Annotated in this window: 22 protein-coding genes and 1 pseudogene; 12 read left to right on the top strand and 11 right to left on the bottom strand. The window is 64.5% G+C overall.

The features are described 5' to 3' along the window. The first annotated feature begins 43 nt into the window (after positions 1–43). A complete protein-coding gene (locus tag ACIPZH_RS01595; RefSeq protein ID WP_400634787.1) occupies positions 44–2440 on the top strand; it encodes a TonB-dependent siderophore receptor in 2397 nt (798 codons plus the stop codon). Between the two features lie 42 nt (positions 2441–2482). On the opposite strand, the gene ACIPZH_RS01590 is transcribed toward ACIPZH_RS01595, so the two are convergent. Beyond that, a complete protein-coding gene (locus ACIPZH_RS01590; RefSeq protein ID WP_241806428.1) occupies positions 2483–3106 on the bottom strand; it encodes a glutathione S-transferase family protein in 624 nt (207 codons plus the stop codon). Between the two features lie 45 nt (positions 3107–3151). After that, complete coding sequence (locus ACIPZH_RS01585) at positions 3152–4168, bottom strand: ABC transporter substrate-binding protein (RefSeq protein WP_400634785.1); 1017 nt, start codon at positions 4166–4168, stop codon at positions 3152–3154. A 168-nt stretch (positions 4169–4336) separates the two neighbouring features. Between ACIPZH_RS01585 and ACIPZH_RS01580 the strand changes: the two genes are divergently transcribed. Continuing rightward, complete coding sequence (locus tag ACIPZH_RS01580; protein WP_400634783.1) at positions 4337–6259, top strand: S8 family serine peptidase; 1923 nt, start codon at positions 4337–4339, stop codon at positions 6257–6259. A gap of 3 nt (positions 6260–6262) precedes the next feature. Here the strand turns inward: ACIPZH_RS01580 and ACIPZH_RS01575 are convergent, their stop codons facing one another. Then, the gene (locus ACIPZH_RS01575) at positions 6263–7018 is read right to left on the bottom strand and encodes a methyl-accepting chemotaxis protein (protein WP_372490482.1); all 756 of its coding nucleotides are present in this window, start codon (positions 7016–7018) and stop codon (positions 6263–6265) included. 102 nt (positions 7019–7120) lie between these two features. Continuing rightward, a pseudogene (locus tag ACIPZH_RS01570) lies at positions 7121–8086 on the bottom strand (HAMP domain-containing protein); the annotation flags it as partial. A gap of 537 nt (positions 8087–8623) precedes the next feature. Here ACIPZH_RS01570 and ACIPZH_RS01565 point away from each other — a divergent pair. Then, positions 8624–9943, top strand: coding sequence for a Na+/H+ antiporter family protein (locus ACIPZH_RS01565; RefSeq protein ID WP_400634782.1), 1320 nt, complete (start codon positions 8624–8626; stop codon positions 9941–9943). A 4-nt stretch (positions 9944–9947) separates the two neighbouring features. On the opposite strand, the gene ACIPZH_RS01560 is transcribed toward ACIPZH_RS01565, so the two are convergent. Beyond that, a complete protein-coding gene (locus tag ACIPZH_RS01560; protein ID WP_400634780.1) occupies positions 9948–10958 on the bottom strand; it encodes a FecR family protein in 1011 nt (336 codons plus the stop codon). A gap of 239 nt (positions 10959–11197) precedes the next feature. Here ACIPZH_RS01560 and ACIPZH_RS01555 point away from each other — a divergent pair, with 239 nt between their 5' ends. The 3 genes from ACIPZH_RS01555 to ACIPZH_RS01545 are packed head-to-tail and all read left to right on the top strand — an operon-like array spanning position 11198 to position 14425. Beyond that, entirely contained in the window at positions 11198–11671 is a 474-nt protein-coding gene (locus tag ACIPZH_RS01555) for a MarR family transcriptional regulator (protein ID WP_349974372.1), read from the top strand. Between the two features lie 28 nt (positions 11672–11699). Beyond that, positions 11700–12893, top strand: a complete 1194-nt coding sequence (locus tag ACIPZH_RS01550; RefSeq protein WP_267822960.1) for an HlyD family efflux transporter periplasmic adaptor subunit — start codon at positions 11700–11702, stop codon at positions 12891–12893. Next, complete coding sequence (locus ACIPZH_RS01545; protein WP_400634778.1) at positions 12890–14425, top strand: DHA2 family efflux MFS transporter permease subunit; 1536 nt, start codon at positions 12890–12892, stop codon at positions 14423–14425. The genes ACIPZH_RS01550 and ACIPZH_RS01545 overlap by 4 nt, the downstream gene beginning before the upstream one ends. 129 nt (positions 14426–14554) lie before the next feature. On the opposite strand, the gene ACIPZH_RS01540 is transcribed toward ACIPZH_RS01545, so the two are convergent. Beyond that, positions 14555–15574 carry an alpha/beta hydrolase gene (locus ACIPZH_RS01540; RefSeq protein ID WP_400634776.1) on the bottom strand — a complete coding sequence of 340 codons (1020 nt, stop codon included), beginning with the start codon at positions 15572–15574 and terminating at the stop codon, positions 14555–14557. A gap of 146 nt (positions 15575–15720) precedes the next feature. Here ACIPZH_RS01540 and ACIPZH_RS01535 point away from each other — a divergent pair, with 146 nt between their 5' ends. The 6 genes from ACIPZH_RS01535 to ACIPZH_RS01510 all read left to right on the top strand — a co-directional run bounded on the left by ACIPZH_RS01535 (position 15721) and on the right by ACIPZH_RS01510 (position 19809). Further along, positions 15721–16605, top strand: a complete 885-nt coding sequence (locus ACIPZH_RS01535) for a LysR family transcriptional regulator (protein ID WP_400634774.1) — start codon at positions 15721–15723, stop codon at positions 16603–16605. A gap of 65 nt (positions 16606–16670) precedes the next feature. Then, positions 16671–17072, top strand: a complete 402-nt coding sequence (locus tag ACIPZH_RS01530) for a hypothetical protein (RefSeq protein WP_241806417.1) — start codon at positions 16671–16673, stop codon at positions 17070–17072. Positions 17073–17183: 111 nt separating this feature from the next. Further along, complete coding sequence (locus ACIPZH_RS01525; RefSeq protein ID WP_012313972.1) at positions 17184–17405, top strand: MbtH family protein; 222 nt, start codon at positions 17184–17186, stop codon at positions 17403–17405. Further along, positions 17402–18121 carry a thioesterase II family protein gene (locus tag ACIPZH_RS01520; protein ID WP_400634772.1) on the top strand — a complete coding sequence of 240 codons (720 nt, stop codon included), beginning with the start codon at positions 17402–17404 and terminating at the stop codon, positions 18119–18121. The genes ACIPZH_RS01525 and ACIPZH_RS01520 overlap by 4 nt, the downstream gene beginning before the upstream one ends. A 57-nt stretch (positions 18122–18178) precedes the next feature. Further along, on the top strand, positions 18179–18730 hold the full coding sequence (locus ACIPZH_RS01515) for a hydrolase (RefSeq protein WP_267822975.1): 552 nt from the start codon (positions 18179–18181) through the stop codon (positions 18728–18730). A gap of 26 nt (positions 18731–18756) precedes the next feature. Next, the gene (locus ACIPZH_RS01510) at positions 18757–19809 is read left to right on the top strand and encodes a DUF1615 domain-containing protein (RefSeq protein WP_400634770.1); all 1053 of its coding nucleotides are present in this window, start codon (positions 18757–18759) and stop codon (positions 19807–19809) included. Positions 19810–19869: 60 nt separating this feature from the next. Here the strand turns inward: ACIPZH_RS01510 and ACIPZH_RS01505 are convergent, their stop codons facing one another. From ACIPZH_RS01505 to ACIPZH_RS01485, 5 genes are read right to left on the bottom strand one after another with little or no spacing between them, the layout of a single operon-like run. Further along, a complete protein-coding gene (locus tag ACIPZH_RS01505) occupies positions 19870–20739 on the bottom strand; it encodes a metal ABC transporter substrate-binding protein (RefSeq protein WP_400634768.1) in 870 nt (289 codons plus the stop codon). After that, positions 20736–21635, bottom strand: coding sequence for a metal ABC transporter permease (locus tag ACIPZH_RS01500; RefSeq protein ID WP_241806412.1), 900 nt, complete (start codon positions 21633–21635; stop codon positions 20736–20738). Before ACIPZH_RS01500 ends, ACIPZH_RS01505 begins: the two co-directional genes overlap by 4 nt. Further along, entirely contained in the window at positions 21635–22381 is a 747-nt protein-coding gene (locus tag ACIPZH_RS01495; protein ID WP_400634767.1) for a metal ABC transporter ATP-binding protein, read from the bottom strand. Before ACIPZH_RS01495 ends, ACIPZH_RS01500 begins: the two co-directional genes overlap by 1 nt. Next, positions 22378–23280: a metal ABC transporter substrate-binding protein gene (locus tag ACIPZH_RS01490; RefSeq protein ID WP_241806410.1), complete on the bottom strand. Its 903-nt coding sequence runs from the start codon at positions 23278–23280 to the stop codon at positions 22378–22380. Before ACIPZH_RS01490 ends, ACIPZH_RS01495 begins: the two co-directional genes overlap by 4 nt. A 16-nt stretch (positions 23281–23296) precedes the next feature. Next, on the bottom strand, positions 23297–23866 hold the full coding sequence (locus ACIPZH_RS01485; protein WP_400635001.1) for a DUF6162 family protein: 570 nt from the start codon (positions 23864–23866) through the stop codon (positions 23297–23299). Positions 23867–23877 lie beyond the last annotated feature (11 nt).

Here is a 23877-nt window from a genome sequence, read left to right as displayed (position 1 = left end):
CGCCGGTCATTAGCAGTAGAAAAAATAACGGGAGCTTCATTCAATGCCTGCAGTACAGCCTTGCCGCCCACGTCCCTGGATGCACCTGGGTTTCACCCTGAGCCTGTTGTTGAGTTCACCCACCTTTGCCGATGATGTTGCCAGGCGTGCCTATCAGGTGCCTGCCGGCAGCCTGGGCGCGGCGCTGACGCGCTTCGCCGAGCAGGCTGGGGTCAGCCTTTCGCTCGACCCGGCACTGCTCAAGGGCCGGCAAAGTGCCGGGTTGTCCGGCCGCTACAGCGTAGCCGAAGGTTTCGTGCAGCTGCTCCAGGGCAGCGGCCTGCAATGGCAGCAAGTGGGCGAGGGGGCCTTCACCCTGGTGCCTGCAGCGCAAAGCGCCGAGGCAATGGAGATCGCCCCGACCAACATCATTGGCGGCCCTGCAGCGGGTAGCCAAGCCCAGCCTTACGCCGGTGGCCAGGTCGCCCGACAGGGCGCGCAAGGCATGCTCGGCGCGCGCGACTTCATGGACACGCCGTTCAGCATGACCACCTACACCAGCGACCTGGTCAAGAACCAACAGGCCCGGACGTTGGGCGACCTGGTCGCCAGCGACCCGTCGGTGCGGGCAACCAACCCGGCGGGTGGGCGTTTCGAGCAATTCACCATCCGCGGTTTCAGCCTGTTCAACAGCGATGTCGCCTATAACGGCCTGTACGGCATCCTGCCAACCTACTCGATCGACATGGAGATGGCCGACCGGGTCGACATCATCAAAGGGCCCAGCCAGCTGATCAATGGCATATCGCCCCGGGGCAGCGTGGGCGGCGGTATCAATGTGGTGCCCAAGCGCGCGGGGGATACACCGCTTACCGAGTTCACCGGCAGCTACGCCTCCGATAGCCAGGTGGGTGGTGGGGTGGATATCGGGCGGCGCTTTGGTGAGGGCGACTCGTTCGGCCTGCGCTTCAACGGGGTGAAGCAGTCCGGCGACACCGAATGGGACCACCAGCGTGTGGAACGCGAGATGGCCGTGCTGGGCCTGGACTTTCGGGGTGAGCGCTTGCGCCTCTCGGCTGACCTCGGCCACACCGAGCGTGACACCGACGCGCCCCAGGAACGGGTACTGATCGGCGCCAATGCCAAGGTGCCGAACGCCGACCAGGTGCATCACAACTACGCCCAGGCCTGGAGTCAGGCGCGCACCAACGATACCTTTGGTGCGCTCAATGCCGAGTACGATATCAGCGATGCGTTGTTGGCCTACGGCGCGGTCGGTGCCCGCAAGAGCAACCATGACTTTCTGCGGCACAACGTTTCGATCATCAACGATGCGGGTGATTTCAACGTCCAGCCACGGGATTTCACCCGTGATGAAACCGTGCGCACCGCCATGGCCGGCCTGCGCAACTGGTTCCATACCGGGCCGGTCAGCCATGAGCTGAACCTGGCTGCCACCTACTTCTATATGGACTTCGAAAACGGTGGTGCGCGCTATGCCTCGGCGCCCAGCAACCTCTATGACCCGGTCGCGACACCCAGCCCAACCACGCCGACGCGGATCGATGCCAAGGTCTACACCGAAAACCGCTTCACCGGCTTGGCGCTGGCCGATACGCTCGGCTTTTTCGACGACCGCCTGCTGCTGACGCTGGGGGCCCGCTGGCAGCGCGTTCAGGTGGATGACTGGAGCGATGGCGTCAAGGGCGACACCGCCTACGACGAGGAAAAGGTCTCGCCCTCGGGCGGTGTGCTGCTCAAGGTCACCGACCAGCTCTCGCTCTACGCCAACTACATGGAGGGATTGAGCCAAGGCAAGATCGCACCGTCGACTGCGGTCAACGAGGACCAGATCTTCCCGCCGTTCACCAGCCGCCAGGTGGAGGTCGGCGCCAAGTACGACCTGGGCCATGTCGCCTTTACCGCCAGCGCCTTCCGCATTCGCCAGCCCGCCTACGAGACCAATGCCGGTTCACGGGTGTTCGGCCCTAATGGCAAGCGCGACAACCGTGGCATCGAGCTCAGCGTATTCGGCGAGCCGCTGACGGGCGTTCGCCTGCTGGGCGGAGTGATGTACATCGACAGCGAGCTGACTGACACTATTGGCGGCGCCTACGACGGCAACCGCGCACCGGCAACCCCGGCGTACAACGTCAACCTCGGCGCCGAATGGGATGTGCCCGGGCTGGCCGGGCTGACCTTCACCGCACGGGGCATCCACTCCAGCTCCCAGTACCTGGACCAGAACAACAGCAAGCAGATCGATGGCTGGGAGCGCTTGGACCTCGGCGCGCGGTATGCCTTCAGGGTCGACGCAACCCAGGTCACCTTGCGCGCCAATGTGGAGAACGTGCTGAACGAGCGCTACTGGGCCTCTGCCGGGGCGTCGGATGACAGCGAGCCAGGGCTGACGCTGTCTACGCCGCGTACCTGGCTGCTGTCGGCAACGGTTGGGTTCTAGGGCAGGCGCTGCAGCCAGCCCCGCCCGCAGGCGTCGGCCCCGCTAGGCCATTCCGTTGCGGCCATGGGCCAGGAAGCCTGGATGCTCGCTCAGCCGTTGATAGTAATCACGCACCGCCGGCAGGTGCGGGTGCTCCAAGGGCGTTTCGAACCAGCGATTGACCGAAAGCCCGATGGGGATATCGGCCAACGTAAAGCGGTCACCGGCCACATAAGCACCGGTCGTGGCCAACTGCTGCTCGAGGATTCGCATATGGCGCGACCAGTCTGCGCAGCCGGCGGCCAGCGCCTGGGCGTCCTGGTGCGCCGGTGAGTGGCGCACCAGCGACATGAAGGCATAGCTCCACGAGCGGTTCAGGTCCGAAGCCTGCCAGTCTATCCATTGATCGACCCTGGCCCTGGCCGTGGCTTCGGTGGGGTACACCGGCGCATCGCCATAGCGCGTGGCCAGGTAGCGGATGATGGTGTTGGATTCCCACAGCGTGAAGTCGCCGTCCTGAATCACCGGGACCATGGCGTTGGGGTTCAGGGCCAGGAACGCGGGCGTGTCCGTGGGCTGAAAGCCTGCGCCCCAGTCTTCGCGCTCGAAGGGAACATCGAACTCGATGCAGGCCCAGAGGACCTTGCGCACGTTGATGGAAGAATCCCTGCCCAATATCCGCAGCATGCTGTGCGTCCTTTTCCGGTAAGAGCCGACAATGTACCGCGTTGGTCACAACTGCGCCTGGACTTTGGCCGCCACATCGGCGGGCAACCAGGCCTTCCATACGTCTGGGTTGTTGTGCATGAACGCCTTTGCCGCCGCTTCCGGCGCCAGGCGTTTTTCGCTCATTTCAGCAAGTGCCTTGTTCAGGCGATCGATCGGCAGCTCGACCTTTTCGAACACGGCAACCAGTTCCGGGTAGCTCTCCCTGAACGCTTTGGACACACCGATCGACAGCTTCGCCGGCAGCGACTCGCTGCCCCGTGGGTTCGGGTTGTTCGGGTCGGTGAGGGTTGCCCAGGCTTGGGCATCGAAGGGCGGCTCCTGCAGGCGCACCAGGTCGTGACGGCCGATCAGCGGTGTTGGGCTCCAGTAGTAGAACAGTACCGGTTTGTCGCGGCGGATGGCCGAATCGACTTCCGCATCCAGTGCGGCCCCCGTGCCACTGCGAAAGTTGTTGTACAGGCTGTCGAGGCCATAGGCCTTGAGCTTCTGGCTATTGACGATCTCGGACGTCCAGCCGCTGGGGCTGTTGAGGAAGCGGCCCTTGCCTGGCGCTTCGGGGTCGCTGAACACCTGCGGGTAGCGCTTGAGGTCGTCGACCGTGCGCAGGTCTGGCGCCAGCGCCTCCAGGCCACGATCCGGGTCGCCTTTGATCACGTAGGCCGGTACCCACCAGCCTTCTACAGCGTTTTTCACCGTGTCGCCCAAGGCGAACACCTGGCCGGCCTGCTCGGCCTTGACCCACGCCGGGCTGCGGCCGGCCCATTCCTCGGCGATGACCTGCAGGTCATTGCGCGCCAATGAGATTTCCATGCTGACGGTGCTGCCGGGGAGGGTGTCGGTGGGGTAGCCATACCCGTCCTCGACGATCCGGCGCAGGATCGCGGTGGTCAGGGCGCCGCTTTCCCAGTTGATGGCGCCAAAGCGGATAGGGGGGCGTTGTTCAGCTGATGCCGCGCTGTCGGTGCTGGCCAGCCCCGCGGTGAGCAGCAGGGCGGCCAGCAGCGTTGGGATTTTCCTCATCAGTACCTCGACGGTTGTCACTGCGTGTGCCGGGCAAGTGTAGTCCACCGTTTCGCACGCTTTGGCAGCACCACCGGAACTGCTTCTGTCTGTGCTCCAACGGTACCACTTGCAAGGCTTCGCCCCCGCCCGCGATCGCCGGGCCAGTCGAGACGAAAGGAAGACGAGATGCGTTTGAATCTGGATTTCGTGTACTACCGCAACTTCACCTTCGATGGGCATTTCCATGTGCGTTGCAGCGGCAACGACCTGCACAAGGTCAAGTCCATTCATTACCTGTTGGAGCGCATTGCAGGCGAAGATGTGGTCCACCTGGATGGCGCTACGGTGGCTTCACAGGTCAGTAGCGGGCAGGTCGCCCACCATGGTTGCCCGGCCATGTTGAGCTGCGAGGCGCTGGCGGGCAGCTACAGGATCAGGCCGCTGGTGACGCTGATGGACAGCGAAATCCTCGCGCTGAACCTGCCCGCCGAAGCGGACGCCACATGGCGCCCAGCACCTCTGGCCATCGACATCAGCCCGGGTGAACTGACCCGGGGCATTCTGGACAGCGTGCCGTTATCGTCCACCTCCACGCGGCGCAAGCGATCGGTGCGGGCCGCGAGCGCATTCCCGTATCGCCCCGAAGGCCAGCGTTACCCCGCGCTGGTGCTGGTGTTCGCCGAAGGAGGCTACGCGCGGCTCATGGCTGACCTGCAGCCCGATGCCAGGTCGGTACTGGCAAGATACTGGCCTGGGCTGCAGCACGTGATCCAGGTGCATCCGTTTCTTGACCATCTAGAACGGGAGGACGCGCGGTTCAAAGTGCTCGCCAATCACTACTGGATCGAGCAGCCCCACAGCATGCTCAACGACACGTTCGTCGCGTTGATCCAGACCCTGGAGGCCCTTGATTACGTCGACGCCACGGCATTCGTGCCGCCTCAGCTCGAACACGGCAACTTGCTGTTGCTCGGTGGGGCCGCTGTGATTGCCACACTGATCACTGGCGGGGCGTATGTCGCCGGCACCGATGCCTACGAAGAAGCCCAGCCCACCCCGGACTTCGAAGCCCTGCAGCGTTACCTGGATGCACCCGATGCCAGGTACCGCGGCCTGAACATTCGCAAAGTCTGGGCGGCTGGCGTGAAGGGCAGAGGTGCACGGGTGCACTTTTCCGATGGTGGCCTGCATGCCAACCATGAAGACTTGCGGGGCAACCCGAAGTTGAACGTGATCCCGCCATCGATCAACAGGGATGCAGACCATGGCACCGCATCGGTCGGTGTGCTGTCGGCGCGTGACAACGGCCTGGGCATGACCGGTATTTGCCATGCGGCAGAGCTGTACCTGTATGACAACCTGGCCATCGATGCGCGCAGTTACTCACAAACGCTGAAAAACCTGCTGGCTTACACCAGAGCTGGAGACATCGTCGCTATCAACCGGCAGACGGCCAACCCCAATGCGCTGGGTACGTTCTTGCCTGCGTTGCATGAAAAGACCTGGTGGGATGTCACCCAGGCGCTGACCGAGCGCGGTGCGGTAGTGCTCAATGCTGCGTGCAACGGCACCTACAAGAGTGATGACAAGGCCGGTACCACACAGGGCTATGGTGTCGACCTTGGTGAGTGGCGCTATTTCAACGACCATGGTGACGCCGACGCGATACTGGTGGGGGCTTGCCATTCCTGGGATGGCAAAGCGCACCAGTACTCCAACTACAACTACCGCTACAGCATGCTCAATGCCTGGGGCGACAGTGTCGCGACGCTGGGTTACGGCGCACTGCAGGACAAGAACGAACACGACCGCGACTACACCAGCAACTATGGCGGCACCTCGAGCGCCACACCCCTGGTCACCGGCGCCCTGGCCTTGATCCAGTCCTACGCCATCGAACAGCATCACCTTTACCTGAACGCCCGGCAGATGCACCTGCTGGTGATGCAGTCGGGCTACAAGGATGCCACGTCAGCCGATACCGGCAGGTTGCCCATGGGCGCCCGACCCAATGTACTGGGCGCCTTGATGCTGCTCGACCGGATCTTGCAGGCCGGCAGTTTTTACCTGCCGGACGATGGTGTGTGCGGCGATGAATGTGCGTCTTAGGGCTTAGACGCGGAACTGATCCATCAACGCCTGCTGCTGATTGGCCAGGCTGTTGAGCGACTGGCTGACCCGCGCCGATTCGTTGGCCTGGCCCGACAGCGATTCGGTGACATCACGTATGGTCGCGACATTGCTGTTGATCTCTTCGGCCACCGCGCTTTGTTCTTCGGCGGCCGAGGCGATCTGCAGGTTCATGTCGGTGATCACGGTCACGGCCTGGCCGATACGTTGCAGCGCGGTAACCGCCTGGCCGACCTGCTCGACGCCGCCCTGGGCCTGGCGGTGGCTGTTGTCCATGGCGCCGACCACCTCGCGGGTGCCGGTTTGCAGTGCCTCGATGACCTGGCGGGTTTCTTCCACCGATTCCTGGGTGCGCTGCGCCAGGTTACGCACTTCATCGGCCACCACCGCGAAACCACGCCCGGCCTCGCCGGCACGGGCGGCTTCGATGGCGGCGTTGAGCGCTAGCAGGTTGGTCTGTTCGGCGATCGAACGGATCACCTCCAGCACCGAGCCGATTTTCTCACTGTTCTGCGCCAGGCCTTCGACTTCGCTCATGGCCTGGCTCATGTTGGCGGCCAGTGTGTCGATGCTGTGGGTGGTGCGGTCGATCACCGCCAGGCCTTCGCGGGTGGCCTGGTCGGCATCGCGCGCCGCCTGGGCAGCCTGGGCGGCGCTGCGGGCGACGTCCTGGGCCGTGGCGCTCATTTCGTGCGAGGCTGTGGCCACCTGGTCGACCTGGCGGTATTGCTGCTCCATGCCGGCGCTGGTTTGCGTGGCAATTGCCGAGGACTGATCGGCGGTGCCGCGGGCTGCCTGCACCGAGCGTTTGACCTCGGCGATGGTCGGCTGCAGTTTGTCCAGGAAGCGGTTGAACCAACCGGCCAGTTCGCCGAGCTCGTCGTGCTTGTCGTAGGTCAGGCGGCGGGTGAGGTCGCCTTCGCCACTGGCGATGTCCTTGAGCATGGCCGCCACCCCGAGGATCGGCCGGGTCACGCCACGGGCCATCAGCCACACCAGCAGCAGGCCGGCAATCGCAGCGCCCAGGCCGAGGCCCAGTTCCAGCAGGGTGCCGCTGGTGTTCAGGGCGTCGAGCTCTTGTTTCAGCGCTTCGGCCGGGCCGGTCAGGGCGTTTTCCGGCACATCCAGCAGCACACCCCATGGCTGGGCGCCGGGGATCGGCTGGAACGCCGCGAGTACCTTGAGGCGTTGCTGGTCGTGGTGGACGCTCAATTTACCCTCGGCCAGCTTACGTACCAGTTCGGCGCCTTTGCCGGTGTCGACCTGGTCGAAACGCTGCGCCAGCTTGCTGGCGTCGGCGCTGTAGCCGGCCAGCAGGCCCACGGGGCTGAGGATGCCGACCGTGGTGCGGCCTTCGTACAGGCTGCGGCTGGCTTCCTGGCTCAGGGCCTGCAGGCTGTTGAGGTTGATGTCGATGGACAGGGTGGCGATCACCTTGCCGTTGACCGCCAGCGGGAAGACGATGCTGGTCATCAGCACGCGCTGGCCGTCGATGTCGTAGAAATAGGGTTCCACCACGCACACCTTGCCGCTGCTGCGCGGGCACACCCACCAGGTGTTGGCGGGCTGGCCGCTGGGGCCGATCTCGGTGTTGGTCATGTCGTGTTCGGGCAGGGCCATGGCGGTCAGCTGGCCGGCCCGCGGTTGCGACCAGTACAGGGCGAAACGCCCGGTCTCGTTGCTGCCAAGCTCGGGCTGGCCGGTGAACAGGCTGTCCTTGCCGTCCAGCGCATTGGGTTCGAACACCAGCGACAGGCCCAGCAACTCGGGGTTGGCCTGCAGGGCTGCACGAACCTGGCGGGTCATGTCTTCACGCAGGTCGTAGGCATCGAGAAAACGCTTTTCCGCCTGCTCACGCAGGAACAGCACCTGGCGGGCGAACCCGGCACCGTACTGGTAGGCATCCATGAACTGGCGGCGAATGTTCAGGGCCTGGACTTCGCCTTGCGACTCGATGCGCGCCCGCGCCGCTTCACTGAGCATCTTCTCGCTGCTGGCTTTGACCAGGTCCGAGCTGTGGTCCATGCGGTAGAGCGAAAGGCCGACGAGCAGTGTGACGATGCTGGCCAGGCACAGGCCGGCAAGCAGGGTGATCTTCCACTGGATGGAAAGTTGTCGCAAAGGCATGGGGCGTCCCTTTTTTGAGGGTAAGGGTTTGGCTTTGGATCTCGGTCGGGGCTCAGCCCCTGCGTTATATCGGCGCTCTGTGGTTTTTCTTTATTCAAACATTCAATTTAAATTTGCCGGCCCGCGTAATACGCCGCCCTCTGGCGCTTTTGACATCTGTGCCCCAGTGCTGCAGAGTGCGCGCTTTTTGTCTGCAGCTACGAGGAAAGCCAAACCATGAATGCAGTGATTGCCGCGGTAGGCATCATGCTGATACTCAGCCTGTCACGGGTGCACGTGGTCATCGCCTTGATCATCGGCGCCTTGGCCGGCGGCCTGGTCGGCGGCCTGGGCATGGAGGGAACGCTCAAGGCCTTCAACGGCGGCCTGGGCGGGGGCGCCACGGTGGCGTTGTCCTATGCCTTGCTCGGCGCCTTTGCCGTGGCCATCGCCAAGTCCGGCCTGGCCCACGCCCTGGCCGACCGTGCGCTGGCGATGATCGACCGCCAGGGGCAGGCCACCGGCGGCAAGGTCAAGTGGCTGCTGATCGGCCTGATGCTGGTGGTGGCGGTGTCGTCGCAGAATATCCTGCCGATTCACATCGCCTTCATCCCGCTGCTGGTGCCGCCGCTGCTGTATGTCCTGACCCGCCTGCGCATCGACCGCCGGCTGATCGCCTGTGTGATCACCTTTGGCTTGATCACGCCCTACATGTTCCTGCCGGTGGGGTTCGGCAACATCTTCCTCAACGAGATCCTGCTGGCCAACGTTGCCCGCGCCGGCATCGATGTGAGCGGTGTCAACGTCACCCATGCCATGGCCATTCCGGCAGCGGGCATGCTGGCCGGCTTGCTGCTGGCGGTGTGCTTCAGCTACCGCAAAAAGCGTGATTATGACCTGGCGCGCATCGAGCAGGTCGAGCAGGTCAGCGTGCAGTACAACCCGCTGACCCTGCTGGTGGCCGGGCTGGCGATCGCCGCGGCGTTCATCGTTCAGCTGTGGCTGGACTCGATGATCATCGGTGCCATGGTCGGCTTCCTGATCTTCTCACTGTCGGGCATCGTGCGCTGGAAAGACACCGACAGCCTGTTCACCGAAGGCATGAAGATGATGGCCATGATCGGGTTCATCATGATCGCCGCTTCGGGTTTCGCCGAGGTGCTCAAAGCCACTGGCGAGGTCCAAGGCCTGGTGGAAACCTCGGCGCAATGGATCGACCACAGCAAGGGCGTTGGTGCCTTGCTGATGCTGCTGGTGGGGTTGTTGGTGACCATGGGCATCGGTTCGTCGTTCTCGACGGTGCCGATTCTGGCGGCGATCTTCGTGCCGCTGTGCGTGCAACTGGGCTTCGACCCCTTGGCCACCGTGTGCATCGTCGGCACCGCCGGTGCCCTGGGCGATGCAGGCTCGCCGGCATCGGACTCGACCCTGGGGCCAACCTCGGGGCTCAACGTCGATGGCCAGCATCACCACATCTGGGACACCGTGGTACCGACCTTCCTGCACTACAACCTGCCACTGCTGGCGTTTGGCTGGTTGGCGGCGATGACGCTCTAGGCCATCAGCCCTTGTCGGGCGGTGGGGAAATGCTGTTGAGGACGGTGCTGCCGTCCTTGCTGCGGGTCAGGTACACCGGCAGCACCTTGGGCAGGTTGTCCACCAGGCGCCCGACTTCACGGGTGTTGTAGATGCCGCTGATGCGGATGCGGCCGGTGCTGGCATCGGCCAGCAGCAGGGGCGCATCGAGGTAGCGGTTGATCACCGGCAGTGCCTGTTCGAGGCTGAGGTTGTCGAGCACCAGCTGGCCGCGGCGCCAGGCCAGGCTGTTGCCGTGGTCTTCGTTCTGGGCCAGCTGCGGTTCGAAGTCGCCGGTACGATAGCTGGCCTGCATGCCGGGGCCCAGGCGGTAGCCGCCGGTGCTGCCGTCGCTGCTGACCAGCACCGACCCCTGCACCAGGGTGACCTTGACCTGGTCCTGATACTTCCACACGTTGAATTGGGTGCCGGTGACCCGGGTCTGGCCTTGGCCGGCTCGGACGATGAACGGGTGGCTGCTGTCATGCTGCACCTTGAAGAACGCTTCGCCTCGCGTGAGCGTGACCTGGCGCTGGTCCCTGAAGTTGAAGTAGGTCAGTTCGGTATTGAGGTTGAGCTCCACCGTGCTGCCGTCGCTCAGCTGGACCGTCCGTGCCTGGCTGCCTGCTTCTACGTGCTGGTAGTGGTTGGGTAGCCAGCCTTGCATCCAGCCGATCCAGCCCGCCAGGGGCAAAACCAGCAGGGCGACGGCTGCCGCCGAGGCCATTGGCCGCCAATGATGGCGCCGCCTCGCCACCTGACGCGGCGGCGGGTTGAAGTCGACGACCGTGGCGTTGCGCGGCAAAAGGTCGGCGGTGAACCAGATCTCCAGCATCGCCTTGTATTCGTCGTGGTGGCGCGGGTCCGCTGCCAACCAGCGGGCGAAGGCCTCGCGCTCGGCCGGGGTGCAATCGTCGGCGTGCAGGCGCATGCACCACTGCGCGGCGGCGTCGGTGATGGCATCGTCAGGGCTGGGATTGAGGCGGTCTTGGTTCATTGCGGCTCCGGGTTTTGCGCATTCTACTCCTGCCAGGGGGCTCCCGAGAACCGAGGTAATGGCGAATGACTATCAGTTGTGTGTGTTTTTCATCGGGTTCACCCGTGTTTTTCAGCGTTTGAGAACCTTTCCCGGTCACCTGCGGGTTTCCCAGGCTATTTCCATAGCCCCCTAATGAAAGCTTTGACATTTGCTGCCTAGGCAGTAATATTTTTACACAATTGTCCGAGCTGCTGCCGATGTCCCATTTCACCCCGCAAAACTTCCAGTCCTGCGCCATCGGCATGCTGTTGGGCCGTGCGGCCATCCTGAAGGACCGCATTCTCGACTGGCACCTCGAATCAGAAGGCGTCACCGCCGCGCAGTTCAAGGTGTTGATCATCGTCACCCAGTACCAGGTGGATACGCCGGCCGAGGTCTGCCGCTATCTGGGCCTGGACAGCGGCTCGATGACCCGCATGCTCGACCGCCTCGAGCACAAGGGCCTGATCTTGCGCAACCGCTGCGCTGACGACCGTCGCCAGGTACGCCTGGCCCTGACCGCCGAAGGCCAACGCCTGGCCGACCGCTTGCCAGAGATCGGCGCGGCGGCGATGAACGAACTGGTCGGCGTACTGCAGCCTGACGAACTCAAGACCCTTGAAGGCCTGCTGGCCAAGGTCCTGCTCGGTGCCGGCGACCCTCTGACGATCCGCCGCTTCGGCGATCGTTGATCCCTGTTACATATTCCAAGGTATTGTCATGGCCAATAACGCAGACAACTCAACTCCCTCCGCTGCACCTGAACCGTCGCGCAAGCGCAAAGTCTGGCTGCTTGGCCTGTTGCTGGTGGTGCTGCTCGCCGGCGCTGGCGCCTGGGCCTGGTACAGCCTGATCGGGCGCTGGCACGAAAGCACCGACGACGCCTACGTCAACGGCAACGTTGTGGAGATCACCCCGCTGGTCACCGGCACCGTTACCAGCATTGGCGCCGATGACGGCGACCTGGTGCACGCCGGCCAGGTGCTGCTGCAGTTCGATCCCGCCGACAGCGAGGTGGCCCTGCAGTCTGCCGAAGCCAAGCTGGCCCGCACGGTGCGAGAGGTCCGTGGCCTGTACAGCAACGTCGATTCCCTCAAGGCCCAGCTGCAGACCCGCCAGGCCGAACTGCAGAAGGCCCAGCAGAACTACAACCGACGCAAGGTGCTGGCCGACAGCGGCGCGATTGCCGCAGAAGAAATCTCCCACGCCCGGGACGACCTGACCGTGGCCCAGGCCGCCGTCAACAGCGCCCGTCAGCAGCTCAATACCAGTACGGCGCTGGTGGACGACACGGTGGTGTCTTCGCACCCCGAGGTCATGGCCGCCGCCGCCGATCTGCGCCAGGCATACCTGGACCACGCACGCACCACGCTGGTGGCGCCAGTCACCGGTTACGTTGCCAAACGTACCGTGCAGCTCGGCCAGCGTTTGCAGCCGGGCACCGCGACCATGGCAGTCATCCCCCTGGACGAGGTGTGGATCGACGCCAACTTCAAGGAAACCCAGCTGCGCGACATGCGTATCGGCCAACCCGTGGAAATCAGCGCTGACCTGTACGGCAGCGACGTCAAGTACAGCGGCACGGTCGACAGCCTGGGCGCCGGTACCGGCAGCGCCTTCGCCTTGCTGCCGGCACAGAACGCCACCGGCAACTGGATCAAGATCGTCCAGCGTGTGCCGGTGCGCATCCACCTCAGCCCGGACCAGCTCAAGGACCACCCGCTGCGCATCGGCCTGTCCACCGTGGTCGAGGTCGACCTGCACGACCAGAGTGGCCCGGCCCTGGCCCAGCAGCCGCCGCAGCAGGCCAGCTACACCACCCAGGTGTACGACCGTCAGTTGGTCGAAGCTGACCGTCTGATCGCTCGGCTGATCCACGACAACAGTGCCCCTGGCAAGACGGCGCAACGATGAGCAACAACGCTGCGGCGCAGTTCACCCCGCCGAGCCTGCTGCTGACCACCATAGGCCTGTCGCTGGCGACGTTCATGCAGGTGCTCGACACCACCATCGCCAACGTCGCCTTGCCGACCATTTCCGGCAACCTGGGGGTGAGTTCCGAGCAGGGCACCTGGGTGATCACCTCGTTCGCGGTGAGCAATGCCATCGCGTTGCCGTTGACCGGCTGGCTCAGCCGGCGTTTCGGTGAGGTCAAACTGTTTATCTGGGCCACGCTGCTGTTCGTACTGGCGTCCTTCCTGTGCGGTATCTCGCAGTCGATGCCGGAGCTGGTGGGCTTTCGTGTGCTGCAAGGTGTGGTGGCCGGGCCGCTTTACCCGATGACCCAAACCCTGCTGATCGCTGTCTACCCGCCGGCCAAGCGGGGGATGGCGCTGGCGTTGCTGGCGATGGTCACGGTGGTGGCACCGATTGCCGGGCCGATTTTGGGCGGTTGGATCACTGACAGTTACAGCTGGCCGTGGATCTTCTTCATCAACGTGCCCATCGGCCTGTTCGCGGCCGCAGTGGTGCGTCAGCAGATGCGCGCACGGCCGGTGGTCACCAGCCGCCAGCCGATGGACTACATCGGCCTGCTGACCTTGATCGTGGGGGTGGGCGCATTGCAGGTGGTGCTCGACAAGGGCAATGACCTGGACTGGTTCGAGTCGTCGTTCATCATCATCGGCAGCCTGATCTCGGTCGTGTTCCTGGCGATCTTCATCATCTGGGAGCTGACCGACCGCCATCCTGTGGTCAACTTGCGGCTGTTCGCGCACCGTAATTTCCGTATCGGTACCATTGTGCTGGTGGGAGGCTACGCAGGCTTTTTCGGCATCAACCTGATCCTGCCGCAATGGTTGCAGACGCAGATGGGCTACACCGCCACCTGGGCAGGCCTTGCGGTGGCACCGATCGGCCTGCTGCCGGTGATCATGTCGCCGTTCGTGGGCAAGTACGCGCAGCGGTTTGACTTGCGGGTGCTGGCGGGGTTGGCGTTCTTGGCCATCGGCGCCAGCTGTTTCATGCGTGCAGGCTTCACCAATGAGGTGGATTTCCAGCACATTGCCCTGGTGCAACTGTTCATGGGGATCGGTGTAGCGCTGTTCTTCATGCCGACCCTGAGCATCCTGCTGTCGGACCTGCCGCCGCACCAGATCGCCGACGGGTCTGGCCTGGCGACGTTCCTGCGTACATTGGGCGGCAGCTTTGCGGCGTCGTTGACCACCTGGATCTGGATCCGCCGGGCGGACCAGCATCATGCCTACCTGAGCGAGAACATCAGCCAGTTCGACCCGGCGACGCGGCACACGCTGGAGCAGCTGGGCGGGGCAAGCCCGCAAAGCTATGCGCAGCTGGAGCAGATACTCAACGGGCAGGCCTACATGATGTCGACGGTGGACTACTTCACCTTGATGGGCTGGGTATTCGCCGGCCTGATCCTGTTGGTGTGGTTCGCCAAGCCACCGTTCGCTGCCAAGGCCGGGCCGGCGTCGGCAGGGCATTGAGGCCCGGGCAGGGGCCCCCGGCGTATGGCGAACAATGAAGCGCTGTACGCCACGAACGCCTCAGATCGAGCGCTGCCTGGGCAGTGCTCGATCTGGAGGGTGCTAGAGCGATCAAGGCATGCCTTTGGTTTACTGCAAGTGCGCCTTCAACTCCCCAGCCGCCTGGCGCATCGCTGCCTTCACCGCAGGCACCTCGCTCAGCGGGTTCAGCAACCCGTAGTCGTGAATCATGCCGTTGTAGCGCACCGAAGTAACCGTCACCCCGGCCGCATCCAGTTTGCGTGCATACGCCTCACCTTCATCACGCAGCACATCGAACTGCGCCGTCTGCACCAGCGCTGGCGGCAACCCTTTGAGCTGCTCGCTGCTGGCCCGTAGCGGCGAGGCGTAGATCTGCTCGCGGGCCTTGGCGTCGGTGGTGTAGTTGTCCCAGAACCACTTCATCATCCCTGTGGTGAGGAAGTGGCCTTCGGCAAACTGTTTATAGGAAGCCGTCTCGAAGCTGGCATCGGTCACTGGCCACAACAGCAACTGGAAGCGCAACTGGGGCGTGCCGGCCTCTTTGGCCTTGAGCGCGACCACCGCCGCCATGTTGCCACCGACACTGTTGCCGGCCACGGCCAGGCGCTTGCCGTCCACACCCAGCGCTTTGCCATGCTCGGCCACCCAGCGGGTCGCGGCGTAGGCCTGGTTGATCGCAGTGGGGTAGTGCGCCTCTGGGGAGGGGGTGTAATCCACATAGACGGCCACTGCGCCAGAACCCACCACCAGATCGCGAATCAGCCGCTGGTGGGTCGGGAAGTCACCCAGCACCCAGCCGCCGCCATGGAAGAACATGAACACCGGCAACTCACCTTTGACGTTGGCCGGGCGCACGATCTGCAGCTTGATCGCCTCACCGTTGACCTTGATGGTACGTGCTGTCACTTCGATGCCAGACAGGTCCACCTTCACCGACGCCTGGGCACCGGTCAGCACGGCGCGGGCATCTTTAGGGCTGAGTTGTTCGAGCGGCTTGCCACCGCCTTTTTCCAAGGCTTCAAGGAAAGCCTGGGTGTGCTGCTCGACGCCTGGGCTACCTGCTGCCAGTGCACTGGTTGCAGACAAGGCCAGCAGGCCGGCACTGAGGGTATTGTGGACAATGTTCATGGGCGAATCCTTTTCTGGGCACGGGTTGTGGGTGGGCGTATCGCCTGGCCTTGGCGGCCATCGCTGCGACCTGTGCGTAGAGTAGGCAGATGCAATGATGGGAAAAAGCCGCTATAAAGCGTTTGACTGTCACCAAGAGCGAGACAATGAACCCGTACGAAGACATGCGCATTTTTGCCCAGGTCATGGAGGCCGGCAGTTTTACCGCCGCCGCCGACCGCCTGGGCATGTCCAAGCAGTCGGTCAGCCGGCGCCTGATGCAGCTCGAAGAGCGCCTGGGCGTACGCCTGCTCAACCGCTCCACCCGGCGCCTGGATGCCACCCCGCTGGGCCAGCATTACTACCAGTCGGCCTTGCGCTTGCTGGGTGAGGTGCAGCAGGTGGAGCACGACATCAGCGGCCAGGCCCAGGCCTTGCGCGGCACCCTGCGCTTGAGCGCGCCGTTGTCGTTCGCCATGGCGCACCTGGGGTGCCTGTTGACCGAGTTCCTGCGCTTGCACCCACAGGTGAATGTGGAGGTGGACCTGAGCGATCGGCCCGTGGACCTGATCGGCGAGGGTTATGATTTGGCCTTGCGTATCGGTGCACTGGAGGATTCCAGCCTGATCGCGCGGCGCATTGCCGATGTCGAGCGGGTGTATTGCGCCAGCCCTGCGTATCTTCAGGTGCGGGGCGCGCCGCAGCGGCCCGAGCTGCTGGCCGAGCATGACTGCCTGCCCTATGGCCATTCACGGCAAGTGCAATGGCAGTTCACCCAAGGGGGCAGGGCTCAGGCAATCGCAGTGGCCGGCCGCATGCGCGCCAATAACGGTGAGTTGCTCAGGGACGCGGCGATTGCCGCGATGGGGGTGACTTACCTGCCGACCTTCATCGTGGGGCAGGCGTTGGCGGACGGGCGCCTGGTGAGGGTGCTGGAAGACTGGACGCCGCCGGCGTTGCAATTGTCGGCGGTGTATCCGCAGCATCGGCAGGTGGCCAGGCCGGTGCAGGGGTTCGTCGAGTTCTTGCGCGAGCGGCTGGCGCAGCTTTAGCCGTTGTGGGGTCAGCCGCCAATTTTGCTGCTCATGCGCTCGCCGCGACGCGCTATGCTTGGCCCATGAGCACAGCACCTGCCTTACGCCAACCTTGCCCACCTGGCGCCTGTGACTGCGGCCGCGAGCACTTGGCCGCGCAGCCGCCTGCGGCCCAGCGCATCCTCTTGCTCACCCGCCAGGAGGAGAAGCGCCTGATTGAGCGGCTGGAAAACCTCAAGGACCTCGATGACCTGCAGCGCTTGCAGGCCAGGATGTACGAGAACCTGGGCATCCGGGTTCACATCGCTCCCGGTTACAACGAGGTGCGGACCATGCGCGGAATCGTCATCGAACTCGACGACCAGCCTGGCTTGTGCCGCAAGACCCGCCAGTCGATTCCGGCGGCCATCCGGCGAGGGTTGGAGCGCAACCCGCAGGTGGCTTACCGCTTGCTGGACACCCATGACTTGCTCAGGGATGCCTGAGGCCCAGATGTTGTCATGCCAATCGCTAATTTTCGGGAAGCTTCCTACGTCTACCAGAGAGCCGCCCTACGCCAGGTGCGTAGCGGCATCCATCACTCAAGGAGACAGGCAATGACTTCCGTTTTCGACCGCGACGATATCCAGTTCCAGGTAGTGGTCAACCACGAAGAGCAATATTCCATCTGGCCCGATTACAAGGCGATCCCCAACGGCTGGCGCGCTGTGGGCAAGAGCGGGCTGAAAAAGGACTGCCTGGCCTACATCGATGAAGTGTGGACCGATATGCGCCCGCTGAGCCTGCGTCAGAAGATGGCTGACGCTGCCGCACAGTGACCGCGCTCAACCTGCTGTGCCTGCCTTATTCCGGGGCCAGTGCCATGGTCTTCATCCGTTGGCGGCGCAAGTTGCCCGCCTGGCTGCAGGTACGCCCGGTCGAATTACCTGGGCGCGGCGCACGCATGGGCGAGCCGTTGCACACCGACATGCAGGCCTTGGCCCAGCAGTTGGCGGCCGAGCAGCGCCTGGCCGCTGCCGCACCTTATGCGTTGCTCGGCCATAGCCTGGGGGCGCTGCTGGCCTTTGAGCTGGCCCACGAGCTGCAGGCGCTGGGCTGCCCGCCACCGGTGGCTCTGTTCGCCTGCGGTACAGCGGCGCCGACCCGGCGTGAAGACTACGACGGCAAGAACTGGCGCGACCCCAAGAGCGATGACGAGCTGCGCAACGAACTGCGGGCGCTCAATGGCACGCCGGAGGAGGTGCTGGCCAACGCTGAGCTGATGAGCCTGACGTTACCGATCCTGCGTGCCGATTTTCTGCTCTGCGGCCGTTACCGTTACCGCTCGAGGCCTCTGCTGGCGTGCCCGCTGCATGTGCTGGGTGGGCAAGACGACCGCGCCAGTGAAGCGCAGCTGCGCGCCTGGGGCCAGGAAACCCAGGGTGCGTTCACCTTGCAGATGTTTGCGGGCAGCCACTTCTTCATCCATGAGCAGGAGGACCGCGTGCTCACGGCGCTGACTGCAGCATTGGCGCCGCATCGGCTCTGCGCCTGATTGACGTTGCCGCTTGCCTGGGGGAGGCTAGGTGTTTTCCCAGGCAAGAGGCAGACAATGCTGATCGATCCCCACAAGGCCACGCTGCTGGTCGTCGACATCCAGGAAAAGCTCATCGGCGCCATGAGCGATGCCGAGGGCACCCGCGCCCGGGCCCGCTGGCTGCTGGCAGCCTGCACCGATCTCGCGCTGCCGATCGTCATCAGCGAACAGTACCCCAAAGGCCTGGGGCATACCCTGCCCGAACTTCTTGCAGCCGCCCCTGCGGCTGAAGTCGTGGAAAAGACCCATTTTTCCTGCGTTGCCGCCCAGTGCCTGCCAGCCAGCCTGTTGGCGCGAGAGCAAGTGATCGTGTGCGGCATGGAAACCCACGTCTGCGTGCTGCAGAGCGTGCTCGGCCTGTTGGCTCTGGGCAAGCAGGTGTTCCTGGTCGAAGATGCCTGCGACAGCCGTACCCTGGCCAACAAGGCTGCAGGGCTGGCGCGGATGCGCCAGGCCGGTGCGCAGGTAGTCACCCGCGAAATGGTGCTGTTCGAACTCATGGGCAACGCCAGCCATCCGCAGTTTCGCCACATCAGCAAGACCTACCTGGTCGGGGAGCAACCCTGAACGGCCGGCTGTTGGCGGCCGGGTTGATGGCCCTGGCGCTGCTGCAGGGCTGCGCCGGGCGTCGCGAGGAGGAGCCCGAGGCCGACCCCGCCAAGGTGCGTGCCCAGCTGCTGCGCTTGTTGCCGGCCCAGGCCAAGGACCGCGAGGGTTGGGCCAAGGATATCCAGGTGGCGTTCGAAGCCCAGCGCATCGCGCCGAGCAAGAGCAACCTGTGTGCGGTGCTGGCAGTGACCGAACAGGAATCGACGTTCAACGCCGACCCGCAGGTCCCCAACCTTGGGCGCATTGCGCGTGCCGAGGTCGACCGACGCGCCGCGAGCCTGCATATCCCGCGGTTGCTGGTGGACGGTGCACTGAATACGGCTTCCGGCAATGGCCAGACTTATCAGCAGCGGCTGCTCGCCGTGCGCAGTGAGAAACAACTGAGTGCGCTGTACGACGAGTTCATCACCGGTTTACCGCTGGGCCGGACCTTGCTGGGTGGGCTGAACCCGGTGCACACCGGCGGGCCGATGCAGGTCAGCGTCGAGTTTGCCGAGCAGCACGCCAAGGACTACCCCTACACCTACGACGGCACCATTCGCCAAGAAGTCTTCAGCCGTCGTGGCGGCATGTATTTCGGCATCGGGCATCTGCTGGGTTACCCCGCGCACTACGAGCGCCAGCTCTATCGCTTCGCCGATTTCAACGCCGGCTGGTACGCCAGCCGCAATGCCGCGTTTCAGGCAGCCCTGAGCAAGGTGACCGGTGTGCCCCTGGCCCTGGATGGCGACCTGATCGCCCCCGGCGCGATCATGCCAGGCAATACCGAGCAGGCAGCGCGCAAGCTGAGTGTGAAGCTGGGGCTGCGTCACCCGCAGATCCGCAGCCAGCTGGAGCTGGGCGACAGCCTGGCCTTCGAAGACAGCAAACTGTACAGCGGAGTGTTCGCCCTGGCTGACGCGGCCGCCGGCAAGCCGGTGCCGCGCGCCAGGTTGCCGGGGATCCAGCTGAAAAGCCCGAAGATCACCCGCAAGCTGACCACGGCGTGGTTTGCGGGGAGGGTGGATGAGCGTTACCAGCGGTGCATGAAACGCTAGGGCGGCCTGCCGTGGCCCAATCGCCGGCAAACCGGGGATTGGGCCATGGCGCAGGCTGTATCACCCTTTGCTCAAAGCTCCGACCACCTGATCGATGCTGGTCTTGAGCCCGGTCACGGCGTCTTGCGGGTCACTTTCGACCACCAGCAGGGTGGCCCCCGAGGCCTTGATCACCTCGGCCACTGCCGCATCCGGCTGCCGATGATCGAGCACCAGTGCCACGTCCTGGCCCTTGAGGTTCTCGCCCAGTGCCTTGAGCATGGCTTCATCCCACTTGCCGTCGGCCGGCAGTGGCTGTTCCACCACATCCAGGTTCATACCGCTGGCCAGATACCCCAAACGCTCGGACAGGCTGACCACGCTGAGGTTGTCGAGCTCGGCAAGCTTGGTCTGGCTGCTGGCGGTCAATTCCAGCAACTGGCGCTTGAGCGCTGCCAGGTTGCCCTGGATCTTCGCTTTGTCGGCGGGCGCCAGGCGCTCCAGGTCGTTGGCCAGCACGTCGGCCATGCGCCCCAGGTTGGTCGGGTTCAGCCAGGGGTAGGCGTTGTAGGCGTCGTCGCCAGTGACCGCGATGCCCGGCAGGGCGCCGTCCACCGGGCGCGCAGCATCGATTTCGACGATGCGGATATTGCTCCGCCGGGCCATTGGATACAGCGGGTCGTCGCGCCAGATCGAGCGCACGCCGATCACCGCATCGGCCTGTTGCGCGGCTTTGGCAAGGCTGGCGCCACCACGGCTGCTGAAGTACGAGGGCTGCCGGCTGGCTGGCAGGTTGGCCGGCGCGGCGCGCTTGAGCTGCACGGCAGTGCCGTCGAGCAAGGCAGCGGCCAGGCTGTGGGTCACCGGCAGGGTGGTCAGCACCTCGGTGGCGAGGGCGAGCGAGGGCAGGCCGGTGAGGGCCAGCGCCAGGGTGAGCGGTTTCAGGTTCATGCCGGGTTTCCTTGCAGGCGTGGGACGAGGGCGCGGGCCAGGGCCGCGAGGGCGAAGCAGATGCCGGCAACCAGAATGATCGCGGCACCCGATGGTACCGGCAGGTCGAAGACGATCGGCAACAGGATGCCCAGCAGGGTGCTCAGGGTGGCGATCAGTACCGAGATGAAGAAAAAGCCTTTGAGCGACTGGCTGACCAGGCGCGCGGCAGCGGCGGGGATCACCAGCAGGGCACCGACCAGGATCGCCCCGATCACCTTCACCGACGCCACCGTTACCAGCGTCACCAACACCACGAACAGGTAGTCCAGGGTCTTCACGGCCACCCCGCGTACGGCGGCCAGCTGTGGGTTGAAGCTGGCCAGCATGATGCGGTTGTACAGTGGCAGGGCCAGCGCCAGCACCAGGGCAGCGACGACGCCCAGCACCACCAGGTCCTGCGCGCTGACCGTCAGCACCGAGCCGAACAGCACGTTTTCGAGGATGTGCACGTTGATCTTGCCGGCCAGCATCAGCAGCAGGCTTGCCCCCAGTGCCAGCGACACCGAAAGGAACACGCCGATCAGCGTGTCCGGCGACAGCCCGGTGCGGTTGCGCAGGAAGTTGAGCAGGATGCCGAACAGCAGGCAGTAGCCGAACAGGCTGCCGTAAGGCCCGGTGTAGGGTTCGCCGAGCAGGATGCCGATGGCCACCCCGGTCAGGGCCGCATGCCCGACGGCTTCGGAGAAGAAGGCAAAGCGCTTGACCACCACCAGGGTGCCCAGGCCGCCCAGTACCGGGCCGATCATCAGGCCGGCGAGCAGTGCGTTGATCACGAAACCGTAGGCCAGTGCCTCGGGCAGGTAGCCAGCGCCGGCCCATTCCTGGACCAGTTGGCGGAATGCTTCATAGCTCATCAGGTGCGGCTCTCGCTGCGCGGGTGGACGGAGAACAGGCTCAGCAGGCGTTCCGGGGTGAGGGCTTGAGCAGGTGGAGCGTCGAACAGCACCTGGCGGCTCAGCCCGGTGACCCGGTCGGCCAGGCGCAGCACCGCTTGCAGGTCGTGTTCGATCCACAGCACGGTGGTGCCAGCCTGGCGCCAGCTCTGCAGCAACTGCTCGAACACCTGGATGCCGGCTTCATCGAGCGCTGACATGGGTTCGTCGAGCACCAGCAACTGGGGCTCGGGGATCAGGCCCTGGGCCAGCAGCACGCGCTGGCGTTCGCCACCCGACAAGGCGCCCATGCGCCGCTTGCGTTTGTCGAGCATGCCGACCTGCGCCAGCGCTGTGTCGATGGCCGGTTGCACGCGGCGCGAAAGGCCGAGAAAGGCCGGGCGGCGCTGACACATCGCGGCCATGAAGTCGTCCACGGTCATCGGCAGGCCGCGGTCGAACTCCAGTGCCTGGGGTACGTACCCGATCACCTGCCGCTCGCCCGGCCAGTGCAGGGTCAGTTGGCCCTGGTGGGGCATCTGCCCGAGCAGTGTCTTGATCAGCGAGCTTTTACCACCGCCGTTGGGCCCGACGATGGCATGCACGCTGCCAGCGGCGACGCTGAACTCGACCTGCTCAAGGATGCGCGTGCGTCCAAGCGTCAGGTCGATGCCTGCGAACTCGATGCCCGGCCCGCCACGCCCCATCAGATTAGCGGCCGCAGTCATGCGCGGTTCTCCTCGATGGCGCGGACTACGGTGTCGAGGTTGCGCTTCATTTCCACTTCGTACTTGTCCTTGGTGTATTCGCCATAGGAAATGTGCGTCAGCGGATACAGGCGCACCCCGGACTCACGCTGGATGGTCTCGACATAAGCCGATGGGAAGTCCATCTCCGAGAAGATCACCTTGACGTCCAGCGCCTTGAGCTGGTCGATGGTTTTCTTCAGCTGTGCCGGGCTCGGCTCGATGCCGTGGGCTGGCTCGACCACTGCCGTGACCTCCAGGCCGAAGTCGCGCACCAGGTAGTCGTAGGCGGCATGGATGGTGGCCACACGGAAGTTGGCGCCAGGCGCCTCGGTGATCTTGGCCAGCGCTTCGGCGCGCAAACCGCGCAGGCGTTTGGCGTAGGCGCGGGCGTTCTGGGTGTAGAACCTGGCGTTGTCCGGGTCGAGCTTGCCCAGTTCACGGGCGATGTTGTTGACCTGGGCAATGGTGGTGCTGATGGAGAGGAAGGTGTGTGGGTTGACCACTTTGCCGGCACCGCGGGCGGCGATGCCGGTGGCCGCCAGCAGCGGCACGTTCTGGTTGGCTTCGATGGTCTTGATGTCGGGCTTTTCACTGGCGGCGATCATGCGGTCGGCGAAATCGTCATGGCCGACGCCGTTGAGCACCACCACGTCCAGCGTGCCGATCCGCTTGATGTCCTCGGCACGCGGCTCGTAGGCATGTGGGTTGAAGCCTGCGGGAATCAGCGGTACCACTTCGGCCTTGTCGCCGACGATATTGCTCACATAGCTGTAGTAAGGGTGCAGGGTAATGCCAATGCGCAGCGGCTTGCCGGCGTCGGCCAGGGCCAGGGCCGGTAACGCGAGGGCCAGGAGCAGGGTGAGGGCGGAGCGCAACATGGGGAATTCCTTGGGTTCAGTGACGGTGTTCGCGGGTGACCCCGGCGTCGTAATGGCTGACCACTTGCTGCCAGCCCGCGGCCGTCAGGGTTGCCTGGCCAAGGTCTTGTGGCACCACGGTGGTGCTGTCGCGGTGCAGCCAGACGTCAGGCTGGCCGCTGTGCTCGTGCGCCACGATCAGCAAAAAACTGCCGGCGACCTCTGGGGCCTGGCTGCGACCGAGGTAGGCACCAGCCTCCAGCCACTGCCATTGGTGGCTGCCACGGCTCTGGCTGCCGGCATCTACCACAAAGGGTGGCAAGCCTTCCTCGGCCAACGACGCCACAATGGGTTGGGCGGCGGTTTCTTCGCGCAGCAACTGGATCTCGTCGTAGGCCACGCGAAGGTCGGTGTAGATGCCTTGCTCGGCGGGCGTCAGGTCGCGGCGGGCGTCGATCTGGTGGCTGGCGATGGCCTGCTCGTCTTCGCGTTCACCGCGCAGCAGCACCACGCCGGCCGCGACGATGACGATCAGCAGGCTGACCAGCAGCACGTAGAGGGTTTCGTGCCCGGCGCCGGCGGGGCGCACCACGTGGGTGCGGCTCAGGGTTGGGCCGC

It is taken from the genome of Pseudomonas sp. NPDC089758 (genome assembly GCF_044748705.1).
GTDB lineage: Bacteria > Pseudomonadota > Gammaproteobacteria > Pseudomonadales > Pseudomonadaceae > Aquipseudomonas > Aquipseudomonas putida_X.
Note: the sequence above shows the minus strand (reverse complement) of the source record. Positions and strands in the feature narration are given on the sequence as shown.